14 protein-coding genes are annotated in these 18,212 nt (G+C 68.4%); 11 read left to right on the top strand and 3 right to left on the bottom strand.

The genetic code is table 11. The annotated features are described in order from the left end of the window. The first annotated feature begins 14 nt into the window (after positions 1-14). The 5 genes from ACTJLD_RS29200 (at position 15) to ACTJLD_RS29180 (ending at position 10,189) form a co-directional block, all read left to right on the top strand. Positions 15-1,304 (top strand): Zn-dependent hydrolase, encoded by a 1,290-nt coding sequence (locus tag ACTJLD_RS29200; RefSeq protein WP_440660260.1) that lies wholly within the window; start codon positions 15-17, stop codon positions 1,302-1,304. Then, positions 1,301-2,803, top strand: a complete 1,503-nt coding sequence (locus ACTJLD_RS29195) for a M81 family metallopeptidase (protein WP_440660258.1) — start codon at positions 1,301-1,303, stop codon at positions 2,801-2,803. The genes ACTJLD_RS29200 and ACTJLD_RS29195 overlap by 4 nt, the downstream gene beginning before the upstream one ends. Before the next feature lie 127 nt (positions 2,804-2,930). Next, complete coding sequence (locus ACTJLD_RS29190; RefSeq protein WP_440660257.1) at positions 2,931-4,118, top strand: beta-propeller fold lactonase family protein; 1,188 nt, start codon at positions 2,931-2,933, stop codon at positions 4,116-4,118. A 430-nt stretch (positions 4,119-4,548) separates the two neighbouring features. Then, entirely contained in the window at positions 4,549-7,233 is a 2,685-nt protein-coding gene (locus tag ACTJLD_RS29185; RefSeq protein WP_124673398.1) for a GH92 family glycosyl hydrolase, read from the top strand. Between the two features lie 76 nt (positions 7,234-7,309). After that, positions 7,310-10,189: a glycosyl hydrolase 2 galactose-binding domain-containing protein gene (locus ACTJLD_RS29180; protein ID WP_440660255.1), complete on the top strand. Its 2,880-nt coding sequence runs from the start codon at positions 7,310-7,312 to the stop codon at positions 10,187-10,189. A 107-nt stretch (positions 10,190-10,296) separates the two neighbouring features. Here ACTJLD_RS29180 and ACTJLD_RS29175 read toward each other — a convergent pair whose 3' ends face one another. Then, a complete protein-coding gene (locus tag ACTJLD_RS29175) occupies positions 10,297-11,073 on the bottom strand; it encodes a class I SAM-dependent methyltransferase (RefSeq protein ID WP_060147466.1) in 777 nt (258 codons plus the stop codon). A 111-nt stretch (positions 11,074-11,184) separates the two neighbouring features. Continuing rightward, positions 11,185-11,319, bottom strand: coding sequence for a hypothetical protein (locus ACTJLD_RS29170; protein ID WP_006767081.1), 135 nt, complete (start codon positions 11,317-11,319; stop codon positions 11,185-11,187). A 404-nt stretch (positions 11,320-11,723) separates the two neighbouring features. Between ACTJLD_RS29170 and ACTJLD_RS29165 the strand changes: the two genes are divergently transcribed. The 3 genes from ACTJLD_RS29165 to ampC all read left to right on the top strand — a co-directional run bounded on the left by ACTJLD_RS29165 (position 11,724) and on the right by ampC (position 14,568). Then, positions 11,724-12,194, top strand: a complete 471-nt coding sequence (locus tag ACTJLD_RS29165) for a hypothetical protein (protein ID WP_059682918.1) — start codon at positions 11,724-11,726, stop codon at positions 12,192-12,194. Between the two features lie 70 nt (positions 12,195-12,264). Then, entirely contained in the window at positions 12,265-13,077 is an 813-nt protein-coding gene (locus ACTJLD_RS29160; RefSeq protein WP_440660252.1) for an alpha/beta fold hydrolase, read from the top strand. A gap of 321 nt (positions 13,078-13,398) precedes the next feature. After that, the gene (gene ampC / locus ACTJLD_RS29155; RefSeq protein WP_440660250.1) at positions 13,399-14,568 is read left to right on the top strand and encodes a class C beta-lactamase; all 1,170 of its coding nucleotides are present in this window, start codon (positions 13,399-13,401) and stop codon (positions 14,566-14,568) included. Between the two features lie 174 nt (positions 14,569-14,742). Here ampC and ACTJLD_RS29150 read toward each other — a convergent pair whose 3' ends face one another. Then, positions 14,743-15,114: a cupin domain-containing protein gene (locus ACTJLD_RS29150; RefSeq protein WP_021163834.1), complete on the bottom strand. Its 372-nt coding sequence runs from the start codon at positions 15,112-15,114 to the stop codon at positions 14,743-14,745. A 244-nt stretch (positions 15,115-15,358) separates the two neighbouring features. Here ACTJLD_RS29150 and ACTJLD_RS29145 point away from each other — a divergent pair, with 244 nt between their 5' ends. The 3 genes from ACTJLD_RS29145 (at position 15,359) to ACTJLD_RS29135 (ending at position 18,180) form a co-directional block, all read left to right on the top strand. Beyond that, a complete protein-coding gene (locus ACTJLD_RS29145) occupies positions 15,359-16,021 on the top strand; it encodes an ankyrin repeat domain-containing protein (RefSeq protein WP_440660248.1) in 663 nt (220 codons plus the stop codon). 139 nt (positions 16,022-16,160) lie between these two features. Then, positions 16,161-17,072, top strand: a complete 912-nt coding sequence (locus ACTJLD_RS29140; protein WP_440660247.1) for an NAD-dependent epimerase/dehydratase family protein — start codon at positions 16,161-16,163, stop codon at positions 17,070-17,072. Positions 17,073-17,277: 205 nt separating this feature from the next. Continuing rightward, the gene (locus ACTJLD_RS29135; protein WP_027792102.1) at positions 17,278-18,180 is read left to right on the top strand and encodes a LysR substrate-binding domain-containing protein; all 903 of its coding nucleotides are present in this window, start codon (positions 17,278-17,280) and stop codon (positions 18,178-18,180) included. The last annotated feature ends 32 nt before the right edge of the window (positions 18,181-18,212 follow it).

The raw sequence follows: 18,212 nt of genomic DNA, 5'->3' as shown, positions 1-18,212 counted from the left end.
GAGGAAATCCATCGATGCAAGTTCAGGATTCGACACCGGGCGTCGCGGCGTCCGGCTTGCGCGTCGACGGCGCGCGGCTGTGGGACAGCCTGATGCGTCTCGCGCGGATCGGCGCGACCGACAAGGGCGGCGTATGCCGCCTCGCGCTCACCGAACTCGATCGCGAGGCGCGCGACCTGTTTGTCGCATGGGCGAAGGAAGCCGGCTGTACGGTGCGTGTCGATGCGATCGGCAACATCTTCGCGCGGCGTGCGGGTGAACGCGACGACCTGCCGCCCGTGGCGACGGGCAGCCATATCGACACGCAGCCGACCGGCGGCAAGTTCGACGGCAACTACGGCGTGCTCGCGGGCCTCGAAGTGCTGCGCACGCTCGACGACGCGGGCGTGCGCACGCGTGCGCCGCTCGAGGTCGCCGTCTGGACCAACGAGGAAGGCTCGCGCTTCGTGCCCGTGATGATGGGCTCCGGCGTGTTCGCGGGCGCGTTCACGCTCGACCATGCGCTCGCGCAATGCGACCGCGACGGCGTGTCGGTACGCGACGCGCTGGTTGCGATCGGCTATGCGGGCCGTGCGGACGGCGGGCACGGCGCGCATGCGGTCGGCGCGTATTTCGAAGCGCATATCGAGCAGGGGCCGGTGCTGGAGGCGCACGACACGACGATCGGCGTGGTCGAGGGCGCACTCGGGCAGCGCTGGTACGACGTGACCGTGCACGGGATGGAGGCGCACGCCGGCCCGACGCCGATGGAATTGCGGCGCGACGCGTTGCTGGTCGCGGCCGATCTCGTGCGTGCGGTGAACGCAATCGCGCGCGCGCATCCGCCGCACGGGCGCGGCACGGTCGGCTGGGTCGACGTGCACCCGAATTCGCGCAACGTGATTCCCGGCCGCGTGACGCTGACCGTTGACCTGCGTGCAGCCGACGACGCGACGCTGGCGGCGATGGATGCGCAACTGCGCGCGGCGTGCGCCGACCTGGGCGCAGCGGCCGACATGCGGATCGACGTCGAGCAGGTCGTGTATTTTCCGCCGCAGCCGTTCGATGCGACGCTGGTCGAGCAGGTTCGCGCCGGCGCGAACGCGCTCGGGCTGTCGTCGATGAACGTGATCAGCGGCGCGGGCCACGACGCTGTGTATCTCGCGCGCGTTGCGCCGACCGCGATGATCTTCGTGCCGTGCAAGGACGGGATCAGCCACAACGAGATTGAGGACGCCGATCCGGTGCATCTGGAAGCCGGCTGCAACGTGCTGCTGCAGGCGATGCTGGGCGCGGCCGGGATCGCGAAGGGCAGTACACGATGAAGATCCTGATCGCCCGGATGAACCACGAGACGAACACGTTCTCGCCGGTGCCGACGCCGCTCGCCGCGTTCGGCCGCAACGGCCCCGACTGGGGCGACGATGCGTATCGCGCGAATCGCGGGATGCGCACCGCGATGGCCGCGTTCCTCGACGCGGCCGAGCGTGAAGGCGCCGGGATCGTCACGCCCGTATCGGCGGCCGCGAACCCGAGCGGGCCGGTCGCGGCCGACGCGTATGCGGCGATCTGCGATGCGATCGTCGCGGCCGCACCGGGTTGCGATGCCGTGATGCTCGACCTGCACGGCGCGATGGTCGCCGAGCAGAGCGCGGATGGCGAGGGCGACCTGCTCGAACGTGTGCGTGCGGCGCTGCCCGGCGCGCCGATCGCGGTTGCGCTCGACCTGCACGCGAACGTCACGCAGAAGATGATCGATCACGCGGACGTGATCGTCAGTTTCAAGACTTATCCGCACGTCGACATGTACGAGACGGGCGAGCATGCGGCGCGCGTGCTGCTCGATCGTCTCCACGGTCGCACCCGGCCCGTGCTCGCGTGGCGGCAGCCGCCGCTGATGACGTCGACGTTGCGCAGCGCGAGCGCGGAAGGCGCGATGAAGCGCGCGGTGGAGGCCGCGCGCGCGGCCGAGGCCGACGGGATGCTCGCGGTATCGGTGCTGCCGGGTTTCTCGCTCGCGGACATTCCCGCGCCGTGCATCAGCGTCGTCGTCGTGGCCGATGGCGACCGCGCCGCGGCCGACGCGGCGGCCGAGCGCATCGCACGGCAGATCTGGGGCGAGCGCGACGAATTCGTCTATCGCAGCGCGTCGCTCGCCGAATCGGTCGCGCAGGCGGCGGCGCTCGCGCGCGACGCGGATCGCCCCGTGCTGATGCTCGATCACGGCGACAACTGCATGTCGGGCGGCCCGTGCGACACGATGGACCTGCTCGAGGCCGCGCTCGGGCACGGGCTCGACGGCATCGTCAGCGGGCCGCTGTGCGACCCGCAGGCCGTCGCCGCGCTGATCGACGCGGGCGTCGGCGCGACCGTGACGGTGCCGGTCGGCAACCGCCTGCCGTCGCACGGCGGCGTGCGGCGCGAGCCGTTTCGCGCGACCGGCGTCGTGCGTGCGCTCACCGACGGCGAATACGTGATCACGGGGCCGACTTACACGGGGCAGCGCGCGTACATGGGCCGCACGGCCGTGCTCGATATCGGCGCGGCCACGCTCGTCATCACCGAGCGTACGCAGGAGCCGTGGGACCTCGGCGTGTTCGAGAGCGTCGGCGTCGATCCGCGCCGCGCACGCTTCCTGCTGCTCAAATCGCGGATGTATTGCCGACCGGTGTTCGTGCCGATCGCGGCCGCGCTGGTCGAGTGCGACAGCCGCGGCGTGACGGGCTCGGACTACGGGCTGTTTCACTACGAGCGGCTGGCGCGGCCGGTGTATCCGCTCGATGATGTCGGCGAGTGGTCGTCCGGCGCGCGACGGACGGGTTGACCGAAACGAACCGGGTGCGGGACGCCGGATTCGGCGGCTTTCGGGCATCATGCGGTGGTTTCGACCCGTCGAGCAGCAGGGTCGAGCCATCCATTGCATCCGCAACCGATCCGGAGAACCGACCGCCATGCATTCGAATCCTTTCCGCCCGCGCAGCGCGCGCCTGCTCGCCGCGCTGACCCTCGCCACGACGGCCGTTGCCGTGCACGCCGCCGACTGGATCGTGTCCGGCAACGACGGCAAGTACCAGCGCGTCGAGGGCCGCGACACCTATCTCGCGTCGCCGCCCGCCGACACGCTGACGCTGCTCGACGCCAGCACGTTCCCGCCGAAGGTCGCGCGGCAGATCGACGTCGAGAACGGCATCCAGGGGCCGCCGCAGGCCGTCGCGATCACGCCCGACGCGAAGCTCGCGCTTGTCGGCGCGCCGACGCGCTACGACACGGCCGCGAAGCAGCTCGTGTTCGACACGTTCCTGCAGGTCGTGAATCTCGACGCCGCGCCGCCGTCGGTCACGCGCATCGAGCTCGGCACGCATCCGCAAGGGATCGCGATCGACCGCTCGGGCAAGCTCGCGCTCGTCGCGAACGTCGACGGCAGCGTGTCGATCCTTCGCATCGACGGCACGCAGGTGACGCTCGACGGCAGCCTGAAGATCGGCAAGAAGCGGCTGGCCGGGATCAGCTTCACGCACGACGGCAAGCATGCGCTCGTGTCGCTGCGCGACGAGCAGGGCATCGCGGTGCTGAACGTCGACGACGGCAAGGTGACCGACAGCGGGTCGCGCCTGAGCACGGGTGTCGCGCCTTACACGATCGACGTGTCGAGCGACAACCGCTGGGCCGTCGTCAGCAACGTGGGGCTGGCCGGGCTGCCGGGTTATACGGGCACGCTCGCGGGCGATGCCGATTCGGTCGCGCTGATCGACGTGTCGCGCGTGCCGTTCCGCACGGTCCAGTACCTGACGGTGCCGTCGCTGCCGGAAGGCGTCGCGATTTCGCCGGACGGGAAGTGGATCGCCGTGCAGGCGATGGACGGTTCGAACCTGACGGCCGACAATCCGGGCCGCCACAAGATCGGCAAGGTGCTGCTGTTCGAAATCCGCAACGGGCAGGCCGTGAAGGTGAGCGAGGTGCCCGGCGGCGAAGCCGCGCAAGGCATCGTGTTTACCGCGGACAGCCGGCACGTGATCGTGCAGTTCAACGTCGAGCGGCAGCTGGCGTTCTATGCGGTGGAAGGCGGCAAGCTGCGCGATACGGGCAAGCGGATCGCGCTGACGGGCGGGCCGTCGTCGCTGCGGACGTTGCCGCGCTGACGCGCACGGCATCCGTTCGTCCCGTTCTTCACGTTCATGCGGCGCCCGGGTTCGCCGGGCGCCCGTCAATGCACCTCCCGGTGCGCCGCCGTTGCAACGCAACAAATGGCGGGAATGCTTACCCAAAGCTGATTAACGCCCGATTGTTTAGTTAAACAAACTGAAAATTCGGGAAACTTCTCGTGGTGAATAAACAGTCGTTACGGCACTGTAAGCCCCTGGGAAGGATGTGACGTTCCCGGAGACAGGGCGGTGAGGCGACGGTTGCGGCAGCAACGATCGTCGCGGGGTATTCGCATGTAACGAGTCAGCGTGACGTCGCCTAGGGGGCCAGTCGACGTCACGCCGCGCGGCATCAATGTGCCGCACGGCGTGCCGGATGATCGCGGCGCCGGAACAATCGTTTTGATTAACGGTACTAAACGAAAAAATGAGACATCCACGACTCTTGCTCGTCGCCGCGCTGACTTGCGCGGCGCTTGCCGCGTGCGGCGGCGACGACGTGAACGGTGTTAAGACGGCCAGCAACGGCGCGGGAGACACGCCGTCGACCGTGCCGCCGACTTCGGAACCGTCCCGGCCGTCGCAGCCCGATCAGCCGGCGCCGCCCAGGCGCACCAACATGCAGCTGACCCGGTTCGTCAATCCGCTCATCGGCACGCAGGTCAACTCGGACTCGGGCTACGCGGGCAACGTGAGCCCGGGCGCGATGGTGCCGTTCGGGATGGTGAATTTCGGGCCCAACACGCCGCGCTACAACTTCAACGGCTCGGGCGGCTACCTGTCGACGGGTGGGGCGGGCGGCACGATCGACTTCTTCAGCGTGACGCACTTGAGCGGTGTCGGGTGCCCGGGGCAGGGCACGGTCGCGATGCTGCCGGCCGATGCGGCGAAGGCGATCGCGTCGGGCGGCCGGCCGACCGGAATCGGGTACAGCTATGCGGATGAAACGGCCGAACCCGGGTACTACAAGGTCCGCCTCGCGAACGGCATCGTCACGGAGCTGAGCGCGACGGCGCGCTCCGGCATCGCGCGCTTCACGTACACGGACAAGGACAAGGGCTTCTTCTCGATCGACGCGAAGCTGAACGGCAACAGCGATTCGGGCAGCACGAAGGTCACCGCCAGCAACGTCGCGCTGGCGCTCGCGAGCGACGGCAGGTCGATGAGCGGGCAGGCCGTCGCGCCGGCGTTCTGCACGCCGTACGGCACGGTGTGGAACGCGCCCGTGTATTTCTACGCGACCTTCGACAAGCCGCTGCGCAAGCAGGCGGGCACGTCGGCGGTGAATACCGTCAGCAACGGCGCGGCGACGCTGCAGTTCGACCTGACCGACACCGACCGCACCGTCACCGTGAAGGTCGGGGTCTCGTCCGTCAGCATCCAGAATGCGCAGGCCAACCTGAAAGCCGAAGGCGAAAAGCTCGCGTTCGACGACGCGCGCAACAACGCGTCCGGCTTGTGGAACGACCGGCTCAACACGATCCAGATCGACCAGGCCGCCGCGCCCGCATCGCTGAACGCGACGCAGAAGGCGAACCTGACGAAGTTCTACACCGCGCTCTATCGCGTGTTCGGCACGCCGACGCTCTACAGCGACACGAACGGCGAATTCCGCAGCATGCGCCAGCCGAAGAACGCGAGCGGCGGCTATCCGGCGTCGGTCGACCAGACCGGCACCGTGCCGCAGCGCGCGACGGCAAAGGTCGGCGACTACGCATTCCGGCGCACCGACGGCTCGCAGGGCGGCGCGGGCAACCACTACACGGGCTTCTCGCTGTGGGATACGTACCGGTCGCAAACGCAGTTGCTGGCGCTGCTCGCGCCAAAGGAAACGAGCGACATGATGCAGTCGCTCGTGGTCGACGGGCTTCAGTGCGGCGCGTTCCCGCACTGGGTCGACGGCAGCGACGACTCGACGCCGATGGCCGGCGACAACGCGCTGAACGTGATCGCCGGCGCGTACAAGTTCGGCGCGACCGATTTCGATCTGGTGTCGGCCGCGCGGCTGACGAAGCAGTCGGTGTTCGATCCGTCGAGTGCATGCAACGACCGCACGAGCGCAGCGGGCCTCGCCAACTTCCTGACGGCCCACTACCTGTCGCAGGGCGACGACGGTCACTCGTCTTCGGCCACCATCGAGCGCGTGCTGAGCGACCGTTCCGCGGCCGCGTTCCTGCAGGCATTGCCCGCCAGCGTGCTGAACGCGCCGTCGGTCGGCGTGACGCCCGACAACATCGGCACGCTGTACACGCGGGCCGGGTGGTGGCGCAACATCTTCGACTACACGAACAAGGTGATCGCCGCGCGCAATGCGCCGCCGGCCGGCTCGGCGCCCGGCACGCTGGGGACGCTCGTGCAGGGTTCGTTCCATGAATCGACCGAGCCGAATTACTTCTGGACCTTCGCGCAGGACTGGAGCGCGCTGATCGACGCGATCGGCGGCAAGCAGGCGGCCGTCGCGCGGCTGAACACGCTGTTTGCGATCACGACGCCGTTCTCGACCGTGCCGGCCTCCGGCGACCTGAACGGCGGCGAATCGTCCACCGGCCTGTACATCGGCAACGAACCGTCGTTCCAGTCGCCGTGGGGCTACAACTGGGCCGGGCAGCCGAGCGGTGCGCAGTACATCCTGCCGATCATCATGTCGAAGGCGTTCACGACCGCGCGCGACGGGCTGCCGGGCAACGACGACATGGGGGCGACGTCGAGCTGGTACGTGTGGGCGGCACTCGGCATGTTCCCGGTGATTCCGTCGGAAGCGGGGCTCGCGCTGTCCACGCCGCAGTTCAGCGGGATCACCGTCTGGTTCGGCAACGGCAAGACGCTGCGGCTCGAAAGCGACAAGCAGGTGGCGATGGACGGTGCGGGGCACCCGTCGTTTGCGTATATCCAGTCGCTGAAGGTGAACGGCGCGGACTACGCGGGCTCATGGCTGCCGCTGGGCAAGATCGCCAATGGCGGCACGATGAGCTACACGCTGTCGGCGGCGCCGACGCAATGGGCGGCCGCCGACAACCTGACGCCGCCGTCCGGGCCGAACGCGGACTATACGCAGATGACGGCCGGCAGTCCGTCGACGGTGATGCGCATGCGCCGGGCCGGCGCGCAGTGAACGTGACCGGCGCGCGCATGGTCTCGCACCGCGCGCGTGCCCGCGACGATGTCGGCATCATCAGGGAGACAACCACATGACGTCGAAAGAACGCCGGAAATTCCTGTCGTATGGCGCCGCGCTGGTCGGCACGAACTGGCTCGCCGGCTGCGGTGGCGACATGGATGCGCCCGCCGGCGCGTCCGGCACGCCCGGCGCCGACGGCCCCGCGACGGTCATGCCCGTCGTGCCGGGTGACCCCGAACACAGCCTGCTGGCCGCGCAGGATCTCACGACGAACTGGACGTTCGCCCCGGCGAGCAGCCTGCCGGGCGCCGGCGGCGCGCAACTGTCGGGCGCGGCCGGCGTGACGGACATGGCGCCGGCGACGGTGCCCGGCACCGTGCTGAACAGCATGATCGTCAACGGCAAGTATCCCGACCCGTTCTACGGCCGCATCGTCACGGACACCATTCCCGACACGCTGAAGGACACCGACTACTGGTACCGGACGACCTTCACGGCGCCCGCACGGCAACCGGGGCAGCGGCTGTGGCTGCGTTTCGGCGGCGTCAACTACTGCGCCGAGGTCTGGCTGAACGGCGCGCCCGTCGGCCGGCTCGAAGGTGCGTTCAAGCAGGGGACGTTCGACATCTCGAGGCTGGTGCCGCAAGCGGGCGGCGCGGCCGGTCTCGCGGTGCGCGTCGTCAAGCCGGATTTCTCGGAAGGGCCGCTGCTGCCGAGCTACGCGAGCGGCGTCACGCGCGGCGGACGCAACGGCGGCCCGACCGGCGTCACGCTGAAGAACGGGCCGACCTTCTTCTGCTCGGCGGGCTGGGACTGGCTGCCGACGATCCCCGATCGCGAACTCGGCATCTGGCAGCCAGTGGCATGGTTCACGACCGGCACGGTGCGGATCGCGGCGATCAACATCGCGCACACGCTGTCCACCGACCTGTCGCACGCCGAGTTGCGGCTCGATCTCGAACTGGACAACGGCTCCGGCGCGGATCTCGTCGCGACCGTCGTCGGCACCGTCGGCAACGGCGCGCCGTTTCGCCACGACATCGCGATTCCCGCATCGAGTACGACGACGAAGGTGTCGCTCACGTCGTCGGATATCGCGGCGCTGTCGATCAGGCAGCCGAGCCTGTGGTGGCCGAACGGGTATGGCGAACCGAACCTCTACGCGGTGACGGTCGGCATCGAGGTGGCGCGCAGGCGCTCGGACGAGCGCACGCTGAAGGTCGGCCTGCGCCGCATCGAATACGTGCGCGACATCGGCATGGGGCCGCAGTTGAGCGTCACGGTCAACGGCCTGCCGATCCTCGTGATGGGCGGCAACTGGGGGCTCGACGATGCGCTGAAGCGCATTCCGCGCGAACGGCTGTTCAACCAGGTGCGGCTCCATCGCGACGCGAACCTCAACCTGATCCGCAACTGGAACGGGCAGAGCACGAGCGACGATTTCTTCGATGCATGCGACCGCTACGGGATCCTCGTCTGGCAGGACTTCTTCTTCTCGACCGAAGGCGACGGGTCGGGGCCGGCCAACGTGCCGCGCGATCTCGACAACATCCGCGACGTGATCGCGCGCAACCGCCATCGTCCGTCGATCCTGCTCTGGTGCGGCGGCAACGAAGGTGCGCCGCCGCCGGCACTCGTCAAGGGGCTCGACGCGCTCGTCGCCGAACTCGACCCGCAGCGCCTGTGCCTCACGAGTTCGGCCGGCGATACGGGCGCCGGCGCGGTGAACGGCTATTCGTCCGGCGGCCCGTACAACTGGGCCTCGCCGCAGGCGGCATTCAGCCGCGGCTACGGCACGACGTCGATCGCGTTTCACAACGAGGTCGGCTCGCATTCGATCCCGACGCTCGAATGCGTCGAATCGATGCTGCCGCCCGGCTCGTACGAATGCCCGGACGACTTCTGGGCCGACCGCGACATGAACGGCAACGGCGCGTACTACCCGTCGGTCGGCAAGCAGGGCGGCGCCGGCTACATCGCGATGACGGCGCAGCGCTACGGCGCGATCCGCAATCTCGCGGACTTCGTGCGCAAGGCGCAGATGATGAACTACGAATGCGTCCGCTCGATCTACGAGGCGAACGCGGCCGTGATGATCGGCCCGGTGGCCGGGAAGATCACGTCGCCGGCCACCGGCGTGATCATGTGGATGACGAACCCCGCGCAGCCGAGCTTCGTGTGGCAGATGTACAGCCACGACCTCGACGTGCATGCGTCGTTCTTCGCGGTGCGGCACGGGTGCCGTCGCGTCAATGCGATCCTCGATGCGAATACCGCCGACGTGACGATCGCGAATCACACGGCGGCGGCCGTCACCGGCCGCGTCGAGATGCGCGTGTACAACCTCGACGGCACGTCGAGCAGCCGGACCGTCGCGGACGTCGGCGGCGTCGCGAAGGCATCCTATCGCGTGGTGGCGAACCTGAAGGCGGCGATGGCCGCGGCGAAGTCGGACGTGTGCATCGTGTCGCTCGTGCTGATCGACGCAGGCGGCAATCCGCTCGCGGAGAACGTGTACTGGCGACAGCGCGACGGAGGCGACGCCGCGTATACGTCGCTCGATACGATGCCGGGCGCGGCGGTTGCCATCGGCGCGGCATCGGCCGAGACCGACGACACGACGACGCGCATCACGGTCGACGTCGCGAACATCGGCACGACGTTCGCGTTGATGACGCACTTGCAGGTATTCGATTCGTCGACCGGTGCGCGCGTGCTGCCCGCGTTCTACAGCGACAACTACCTGAACCTGATGCCGGGCGCGAAGCGGCAGGTCACGATCGATTTGCCGCATGCGAGCGGTGTGCCGGTGCCGCGCGCCGCGCTGTGCGTCGACGGGTGGCGGCTCGACCGCCCGAACTGCAGGCTCGGGCTCGGCGGCGTGCCGGTCGTGTTCAACGAGCGCGCGCTGGCGGTCGATCCGGCGGTGCCGACGTTCGGGGCATGCTGACGGGGCGGCGTGGGCGTGGGCGCGACGCCGTGCAAGCGGCAGCGAGCCGTTCAAGCGCCGCGTAACGGCACGCGGCGTTCGTCGCATGCCCGATCGCCGGCACGCCGTTACGGCTTGAGAAACCTGTCGAGCCAGCGCGGTGTCGCCGCCCGATCGAAGACGACGTGCAGCTCGGGACTGAACGCGCCGTATTCGAGCCCGTGGCGTTGGGCAAGCAGCGTCAGGGACTGCGGCGTGTGAAACGAGATGTGCCCGTTGCGCGGCACGCAGTACCACCACTGCTCGATGCCGCGCTCGATGATCTCCCGGCTGATCAGCGACGTCTGGAACAGCAGCGCGCCGTCGCGTTTCCGGTAACGCATGATCTGGTCGAAGAGGTCGAACGGCGCCGGATGATGCTCGAACACCTCGAACGACAGGATCGTGTCGAACGTGCCTTCGGGCGGAACCGGGTGCGAGAACGGATCGTACGACGTTACGTCCGTGAAGCCGCGCGACGCCAGTTTCCGTTCCAGCAAGCCCAGCCCCGAGCCGAAATCGAGAATCCGGCCTTCCCGCATTTCCGCGAAACTGGTGCAGATCAGGTCGGCATGCTGCTGCGGACGGACCTCGAGATACTCGGGATCGTGGCGCGCATAGTCGGCGTTATAGACATGCTGCGCGAAATCGTCGTGGGTCCAGCTGTCGAACATGGGCGCCCACGTGAAGCCGCATTGCTCGCAAGCATGGTAGTAGACCGGCACGCCCGCATACGGGTCGACTTTCTTCCCGGCAATGAAGTCGGCGCCGCAGCGCGAGAAATCGACCAGCCCGCAGATGGGGGCGCGGGCCGAACACACCTTGCAGGCGAGGGCGGCCGGGTGGCGGTTCGAACCATGATTCAAATTCCGTTCTCCTGGTTGCCGACGAGGCGTGCGCGTGACAGACGGTGCGGGAGAGGCTATCACAGTCGTGCCGGCCGTCGCGACCGGGCGCGGCCGCGTGGCCCTGCGCGCTTACGGACGCAGCAGGTCGAATCCGCCGAACACGACGACACCGCTCAACACGATCATCGCGACGGAATGCTGGCCGAAGTAGAGAATCGCGGCGGCAAGCCACGTCGTGATGCAGAAGGCGCCGATGCGGGCCATCGTGTGTTCCTCGAATGCGTGATGAAGTGAGCGCGCGCCGGACGGCGTTCGCCGCTTGAAGCGGCGAGCGGGGCACGCAGGCGAACGGAAAAAGCGACCCGCGCAGCCGCGACCGCGGCGTCGGCACGTGTCGCGTGCCGCGCCCGGAAGGGCGGGAGTCGATACCGGCGGCGTTGCGCGCTCGCGCCCCGGGGCAGCGGGCGCGCGACTTCCGCCGGCGAAGCCGCGATTTTATCAGCGCTGCGGCGCCGCGAATCTGGCCCTTTCGCGACTAAAACCGGCGATCTTCAGCCAAATCGGTCGGGCCCCGATACTCAAGTTTCGTGTGACGAATGCCGTAAACGAATTGGAAGGCAATTTTGCCCCCCAGCCACGATTCGTTTACCGACACAGGGACCGACACGATGCAGATCGATTTCTCCACGACCACGCGCACCTCGCTGGCGGACGCGAGTCCGGGCGCGAACGCTTCGTCGGCCGCGCCCGCCGCGACGTCATCCACCGATGGCGCGACGAATGCCGCGGGCGCGACGGGTACGACGAGTACGGCAGGCACGTCCGGTGCGCAAGGTTCGACCGGTGCCACCGGCGAAACGCTCGGCGCATCGGGCGCGTCGTCCGACGATCCGGCGGTCGCGCAGCTGAAAGCGTTGATCGACCGGTTGCAGAAGCAACTGGCCACGATCGAGCGCCAGATGGCGAGCGCGGCGCAGCGCGCGAAGGACGACCCGGCCGCGGCGGTCGAACAGCAGTCGCTGAGCGCGGAAGCCGGTGCGATCGCGGGGGCGCTGGCGACCGCGATCGCGCAACTCGCGGCGGCCGTCGAGAAGACGGGCGGCTCGTCGGCGGGCGGGCTGGTGTCGACGCAGGCCTGAGCGGATGCGGCCGCGTCGGCCGCACGCATTACAATCGCAAGCACGTCTCCCTCGACAGGACGGCAGAACGATGCATGCGGAACTCGATGACGACGACCTCGTCCGCTTCGACGCGCAAGGCGGCACGCCGCTGCCGGCGGCCGACGAGCAAGGATGGCTCGAACACGACGGCGCGCGCATCTGGCACGCGTCGTTCGGCCACGGCCCGCCGGTCGTGCTGCTGCACGGCGGCCTCGGCCACGGCGGCAACTGGGGCAACCAGGTGCCGGCGCTGCTCGCGGCCGGCTACCGCGCGATCGTGATCGACAGCCGCGGCCACGGCCGCAGCACGCGAGACGCGCAACCCTATTCCTACGAACGCATGGCGTCGGACGTGCTCGCGGTGCTCGATGCGCTGCACGTCGACCGTGCGCGCTTCGTCGGCTGGAGCGACGGCGCGTGCATCGCACTCGTGCTGGCCGATCGCGCGCCGGAACGTGCGGCCGGCGTGTTCTTCTTCGCATGCAACATGGATCCGGGCGGCACGAAGGAGATCGTGCCGGGCCCGCTGCTCGACCGCTGCTTCGCGCGGCATCGCAAGGACTATGCGGCGCTTTCCGCGACACCGGGCGAGTTCGATGCATTCGTCGCGGCCGTCAGCGAAATGATGCGCACGCAACCGGATTACAGCGCGGAGGATCTCGCGGCGATCGCCGTGCCGGTCACGATCGTGCTGGGCGAGCATGACGAATTCATCCGGCCCGAGCATGCCGCGTACCTCGCGCGTACGATCCCGGGCGCGACGCTGACGATCCTGCCCGGCGTGAGCCATTTCGCGCCGCTGCAGCGGCCCGCGCGGTTCAACGCGGCGATCCTGGCGTTTCTGGACCGGTTGCCGGGGTGACGTGCTCGAGCCTCGTGTTGTCGGCGCCGTGACTCGCTTGTACGGCAACGTCACCGACGTGTCGCGTTCGTGGCAGTGCACTTGACGGTGCTGCCCGACGTTCCCCGCAAACCATCGAGCACGCCGCGACGACGGCAGCGGTCATCCACGCCTTCGCCAATCCCATAAGTTTTTCTTTAGGCTCGATCAACATAACGTCGATTGTTGACGGACGGCTTACAGCGGATAGTCCTGCTTCGGCAGGCCGGCCGCTGCGATTTCCGCATGGCGCGACCGGATCTGTTGTCCACGCAACCATCGCAAATCGAAGGAACCGCAACCATGCGATTCAACGCGACACGCTTCGCCGCGACCCTGCTCGTCGCCGCGTGCGTCACCGCCACGGCCGGCCGCGCGGCCGCCGCTACCCCGGACGACCTCCACGACACCGTGACCCGTCACATCGCGCCGCTGATGAAGCAGTACGCGATTCCCGGCATGGCGGTCGGCGTCGTCGCCGACGGCAAGCCCTACGTGTTCGACTACGGCGTGATGTCGACGCAAACCGGCAAGCCCGTCACCGGCGACACGCTGTTCGAAATCGGCTCGGTCAGCAAGACGCTGACCGCGACGCTCGCGGCCGACGCGCAGGAGGGCGGCGAACTGTCGCTGGCCGATCCGGTCGGCAAGTACCTGCCTGCCATGCAGGGCAAGCCGTTCGGCGTCGTGACGCTGCTCGATCTCGGTACGCACACGTCCGGCGGCATGCCGGTGCAGGTGCCGGACAGCATCCGCGACGACGCGGGGCTGATCCGCTATCTCGACGCGTGGCGGCCCGCGCACGCGCCGGGTACATACCGGACGTATTCGAACGTGTCGGTCGGCATGCTCGGGTGGCTCACCGCGAAGGCGATGCACAAGGATTTCGCGGTGCTGATGGAGCAGCGGCTCTTTCCCGCGCTCGGCATGACGCACACGTACATCAACGTGCCGGAAGCACGTCGGGCCGACTACGCACAGGGTTATACGCAGGACGGCAAGCCGATCCGGATGACGGGCGGCATGCTGTGGCAGCCGGCCTACGGCGTGCGGACCACGGCGGCCGACCTGCTGCGCTTCGTGCAGGCGAACATGGGGCTGATCGAAACCGCGCCGCGCCTGCAGCGCGCGCTCGAACGCACCCACACCGGCTATTTCCGCGCGGGGCCGCTGACGCAGGACCTGATCTGGGAACAGTATCCGTATCCGGTCGCGCTGCCGACGCTGCTCGAAGGCAACTCGATGAAGATGCTGCGCGACGGGTTGCCGGCCTCCGCGATCAAGCCGCCGCTCGCGCCGAGCGCGGATACGTGGATCAACAAGACGGGCTCGACCAACGGCTTCAGCACCTATGTCGCGTTCGTCCCGTCGAAGCGGATCGCGATCGTGATGCTCGCGAACCGCAGCTTTCCGAACGAGGACCGCGTGAAGGCCGCGTACGGGATTCTCGGGGCGCTCGACGGCCGGCGGTAACGTTTCAGCCGGCGGGCCGGTCGTGCCGCACGGCCGGCGTGCCGAGCTGTCGGGAAGGCGACCGATGCGGTCGCGACGAACCCGGACGAACGATGGCACACGGCGGCGATGCCGCGCGGCTGGCGGATCGCCGACCTGTCGTGCAATGCCGCATCGATCGCGCCCGCCCGCCGCTCATTCGGGCGGCTGCTCGTCGTACGCGACGAAGATCTTCCGTGTGCGTTCGACGACTTCCCACGTGCCGCGAAAGCCCGGCGGAATCACGAAACGATGGCCGGCGCGCAGGGTCTTCCGGTTGCCTTCGAGGTCGGTGATCACCGACGTGCCTTCGAGGATCTCGCAGTATTCCGCTTCGGTGTACGCGACGTGCCAGCAGCCTGGCGTGCTTTCCCAGATGCCGGTCGAGAAGCGGCCGCACGGACTCGCGAAGCCGGGGGTGAGCGTGTGCAGCGGATCGCCGGAAATCAGTTTCTCGGGCGATACGCGGTACTGCGTCGGCTCGCCGCCCGGGGCGAACGCGTCGGTGATGGAGGAAACGTCGATCATGATGAGCATGCTTCGTCGGGGTGGATGGATCGGGTGCGCGTGTGGCGCGCCCGTGCGAGGCGATCGCGATGCGTGGCCTCGCGCCCGACATCATCGCAGATCGACGCGCCTGTGCGGGCAGCGGCCGGATCGGACGCCGGGGAATCCCGGCCCGACGCAGCACCGCGCGATCGCGCAGCCGCGACGAACGCTTATGATGGGCGATCGACGCGGTCACGCGAACGCGACACACGAGGAGATCCGGTTGAGCATCACATGGGACGGCATCACGGGCGCCGACGTGCTCGGCGACGCGCAGGTCGCGACCCGGCACGCGCTGGCCGACGCGGCCAGGAACGGCGACTGGGCGACGATGCTCGCGCTCGTCGCGAAGGAGCGTGCGCTCGTCAACGCGACCCGGCTCGGCGGCACGTCGCTTCGTGCGCCGCTGCATCAGGCCGCCCGCGGCGGCGCACCGAAGGAGGTCGCCGCCGAACTGTTGCGGCTCGGTGCGTGGCGCATGCTGCGCGATGCCCACGGCGAGCGCCCGGTCGATATCGCCGGGCGGCGCGGGCATCGGCATCTGGTCGACCTGCTGGCGCCGCAGCCGCGACGCTTCGTACCCGACGCCACGCTGTTCGCCATCCAGCGCCATTTCCACGCGATGATGCTCGGCCGCATCGCACATTTGCGTGTCGACGCGCTGCGCCTGCCCGAACTCGAGCCGCTACTCGAACTCGACGCGCAGGCCGAACGCATGTGGTTCGCGGTGCCGGGCATGTATGGCGGATTCGGCTATGCGCTGCACACGGACGGCGATGCGGCGATGCTCGTGTCCGAAAGCTGGAGCCGCGTGGCCGGCGGCTCGGGCCAGCGGCACGAGATCACCGCGGACGGCTGCACGCTGGTCGACGAGGGGTTCGTCTGACGCGGCCGATCATCCCGTTGCGCTCAAAACTGTTTTCGCGACGCCGCCCTTCCGCGTGCAACGCCGGCCGCCGATACTGCGACGCACGACATTTCGCGAGACGTCTGCCGTACCGGCTGTCTCGCTCTCGGAGCAGCAGATGAAAGGCATCAGAATATTCGTGACGGGCGCGAGCGGCTACATCGGCGGCTCGGTGGCCGCGCGGCTCGTCTCGGCGGGGCACGTCGTCACCGGCTTGACGCGCGACGGCGACAACGCCGCGAAACTCGCGGCGGCCGGCATCATGCCGGTCGTCGGCACGCTCGACGACTCGGCGCTGCTGCATGCGTTCGCGCGCGACGCGGACTGCGTCGTCAACGCGGCGAGCAGCGATCACCGCGAGGCCGTCGAGGCGATCATCGGCGCGCTGAGCGGCTCGGGCAAGACGTTCGTGCATACGAGCGGCACCAGCGTGATCGCGGACGACGCACAGGGCGCGCATGGCGATGCCCCCGTATTCGACGAGACGACGCCCGTCGTCAAACCCGCGAAGGCCGAGCGCCGCGCGATCGACCGGCTCGTGATGTCGTCGGCCAATCTTGGCATCCGTTCGGCCGTGATCTGCAACAGCATGATCTACGGCAACGGCCTCGGCATCCGCCGCGACAGCGCGCAACTGCCGCTGCTCGCGGCGATCGCGCGCGATGCCGGCGCGGCGCGCGTGATCGGCAAGGGGCTGAACCGCTGGTCGAACGTGCACGTCGCCGATGTCGCCGATCTGTATTTGCGCGCGATCGATGCCGCGCCGCCCGGTGCGTTCTACTTCGCGGAAAACGGCGAAGCGTCGTTCGCGGAAATCGGCCATGCGCTCGGCGAGCGGCTCGGCCTGCCGTCCATCGTCGAATGGGACATCGCGGATGCGGCGCAGGCGCTCGGCCATTCGCGCGCGCATTACTCGCTCGCGTCGAACAGCCGCGTGAAGGCGTTGCGCGCGCGGCAGGAACTCGGGTGGGCGCCGACGCACGGCGCGATGCTCGACTGGATTCGCGACGAGATGCCCGTCGCGGCCTGACACGGCGTTGCCTTGTCTGACGAAAAGCGCGCCCGCCCGGGCGCGTTTGCGTATGTGGCCTCCGGCTTCATGCCGGATTGTTCGGACCATATTCGTCGCGAATCATTGAATCGAAATCAACTGTGATTCGCGCGCGCGCCGGCTTATCAAAGCGGCGCGGCGGCACTATCGTGGCGGTTTCTGAAACTGCGGAAGACTGCCGACCATGAAGACGACCCTCGACGAGATGCTCGCGTTCGTGACCATCGCCGATACCGGTTCGCTGACGGGTGCGGCCGACAAGCTGCATCAGCCGACCTCGGTGATGAGCCGGATCCTGAGGCGCCTCGAGGAGAAGCTCGACACGACGCTGATCCGCCGCACGACGCGCCGCCTCGAATTGACCGACGAGGGCAAGCTTTTTCTCGACTACGCGCGCGACATCATCGCGTCGGTCGAATTTGCCGAGGAACAGATCGTCAGCCAGCGCGAGACGCCGTCCGGGCGCTTGCGGATCAACGCGGCGATGCCGTTCATGCAGCACGTGATCGCGCCGATGATGCCCGGCTTCCGCGAAGCCTATCCGGCGATCACGGCCGAACTCCATACGAGCGACGAGATCATCGACCTGCTCGAACAGCGCACCGACGTGGCGATCCGGATCGGCGAGCTGCGCGATTCGACGCTGCATGCGCGCCGGCTCGGCAGCAGCCGGCTGCGCATCCTGGCGAGCCCGGCCTATCTGGAGAAAGCCGGCGTGCCGACGAGCGTCGCCGATCTCGCGAACCATGCGCTGCTCGGCTTCGTGCAGCCGGAAACGCTGAACCACTGGCCGTTGCATACCGCCGACGGCGGCGTGTACCGGATTCATCCGGCGCTGCAGGCGTCGAGCGGCGAGACGCTGCTGACGCTCGCGCTCAGTGGCGCCGGCATCGTGTGCCTGGCCGACTACATGACGGGCACGCATCGCCGCGACGGCAGCCTCGTCGAACTGCTCGTCGACGATACCGTCGAGTTTCGCCAGCCGATTCACGCGGTGTTCTATCGGAACGCGACGTTGTCGTCGCGCATCGTCAGTTTTCTCGACTACTTGAGCGCGCAGTTGAAGGAAGGCGGCGACATCGACTGAGCCGGTACCGCACGCAGCCGGCCAAGCAACAT

Origin of the sequence: Burkholderia sp. 22088 (genome assembly GCF_052045915.1) — a bacterium.
GTDB lineage: Bacteria > Pseudomonadota > Gammaproteobacteria > Burkholderiales > Burkholderiaceae > Burkholderia > Burkholderia cepacia.
Note: the sequence above shows the minus strand (reverse complement) of the source record. Positions and strands in the feature narration are given on the sequence as shown.

Excerpts from the sequence above, each read along its gene's own strand:
- ACTJLD_RS29185 (WP_124673398.1), top strand. The coding sequence starts at position 4,549 with ATGAGACATCCACGACTCTTGCTCGTCGCCGCGCTGACTTGCGCGGCG.
- ACTJLD_RS29140 (WP_440660247.1), top strand. The coding sequence starts at position 16,161 with ATGAAAGGCATCAGAATATTCGTGACGGGCGCGAGCGGCTACATCGGC.
- ACTJLD_RS29160 (WP_440660252.1), top strand. The coding sequence starts at position 12,265 with ATGCATGCGGAACTCGATGACGACGACCTCGTCCGCTTCGACGCGCAA.
- ACTJLD_RS29170 (WP_006767081.1), bottom strand. The coding sequence starts at position 11,319 with ATGGCCCGCATCGGCGCCTTCTGCATCACGACGTGGCTTGCCGCCGCG.
- ACTJLD_RS29180 (WP_440660255.1), top strand. The coding sequence starts at position 7,310 with ATGACGTCGAAAGAACGCCGGAAATTCCTGTCGTATGGCGCCGCGCTG.
- ACTJLD_RS29200 (WP_440660260.1), top strand. The coding sequence starts at position 15 with ATGCAAGTTCAGGATTCGACACCGGGCGTCGCGGCGTCCGGCTTGCGC.
- ACTJLD_RS29190 (WP_440660257.1), top strand. The coding sequence starts at position 2,931 with ATGCATTCGAATCCTTTCCGCCCGCGCAGCGCGCGCCTGCTCGCCGCG.
- ACTJLD_RS29150 (WP_021163834.1), bottom strand. The coding sequence starts at position 15,114 with ATGATCGACGTTTCCTCCATCACCGACGCGTTCGCCCCGGGCGGCGAG.
- ampC (WP_440660250.1), top strand. The coding sequence starts at position 13,399 with ATGCGATTCAACGCGACACGCTTCGCCGCGACCCTGCTCGTCGCCGCG.
- ACTJLD_RS29195 (WP_440660258.1), top strand. The coding sequence starts at position 1,301 with ATGAAGATCCTGATCGCCCGGATGAACCACGAGACGAACACGTTCTCG.
- ACTJLD_RS29135 (WP_027792102.1), top strand. The coding sequence starts at position 17,278 with ATGAAGACGACCCTCGACGAGATGCTCGCGTTCGTGACCATCGCCGAT.
- ACTJLD_RS29165 (WP_059682918.1), top strand. The coding sequence starts at position 11,724 with ATGCAGATCGATTTCTCCACGACCACGCGCACCTCGCTGGCGGACGCG.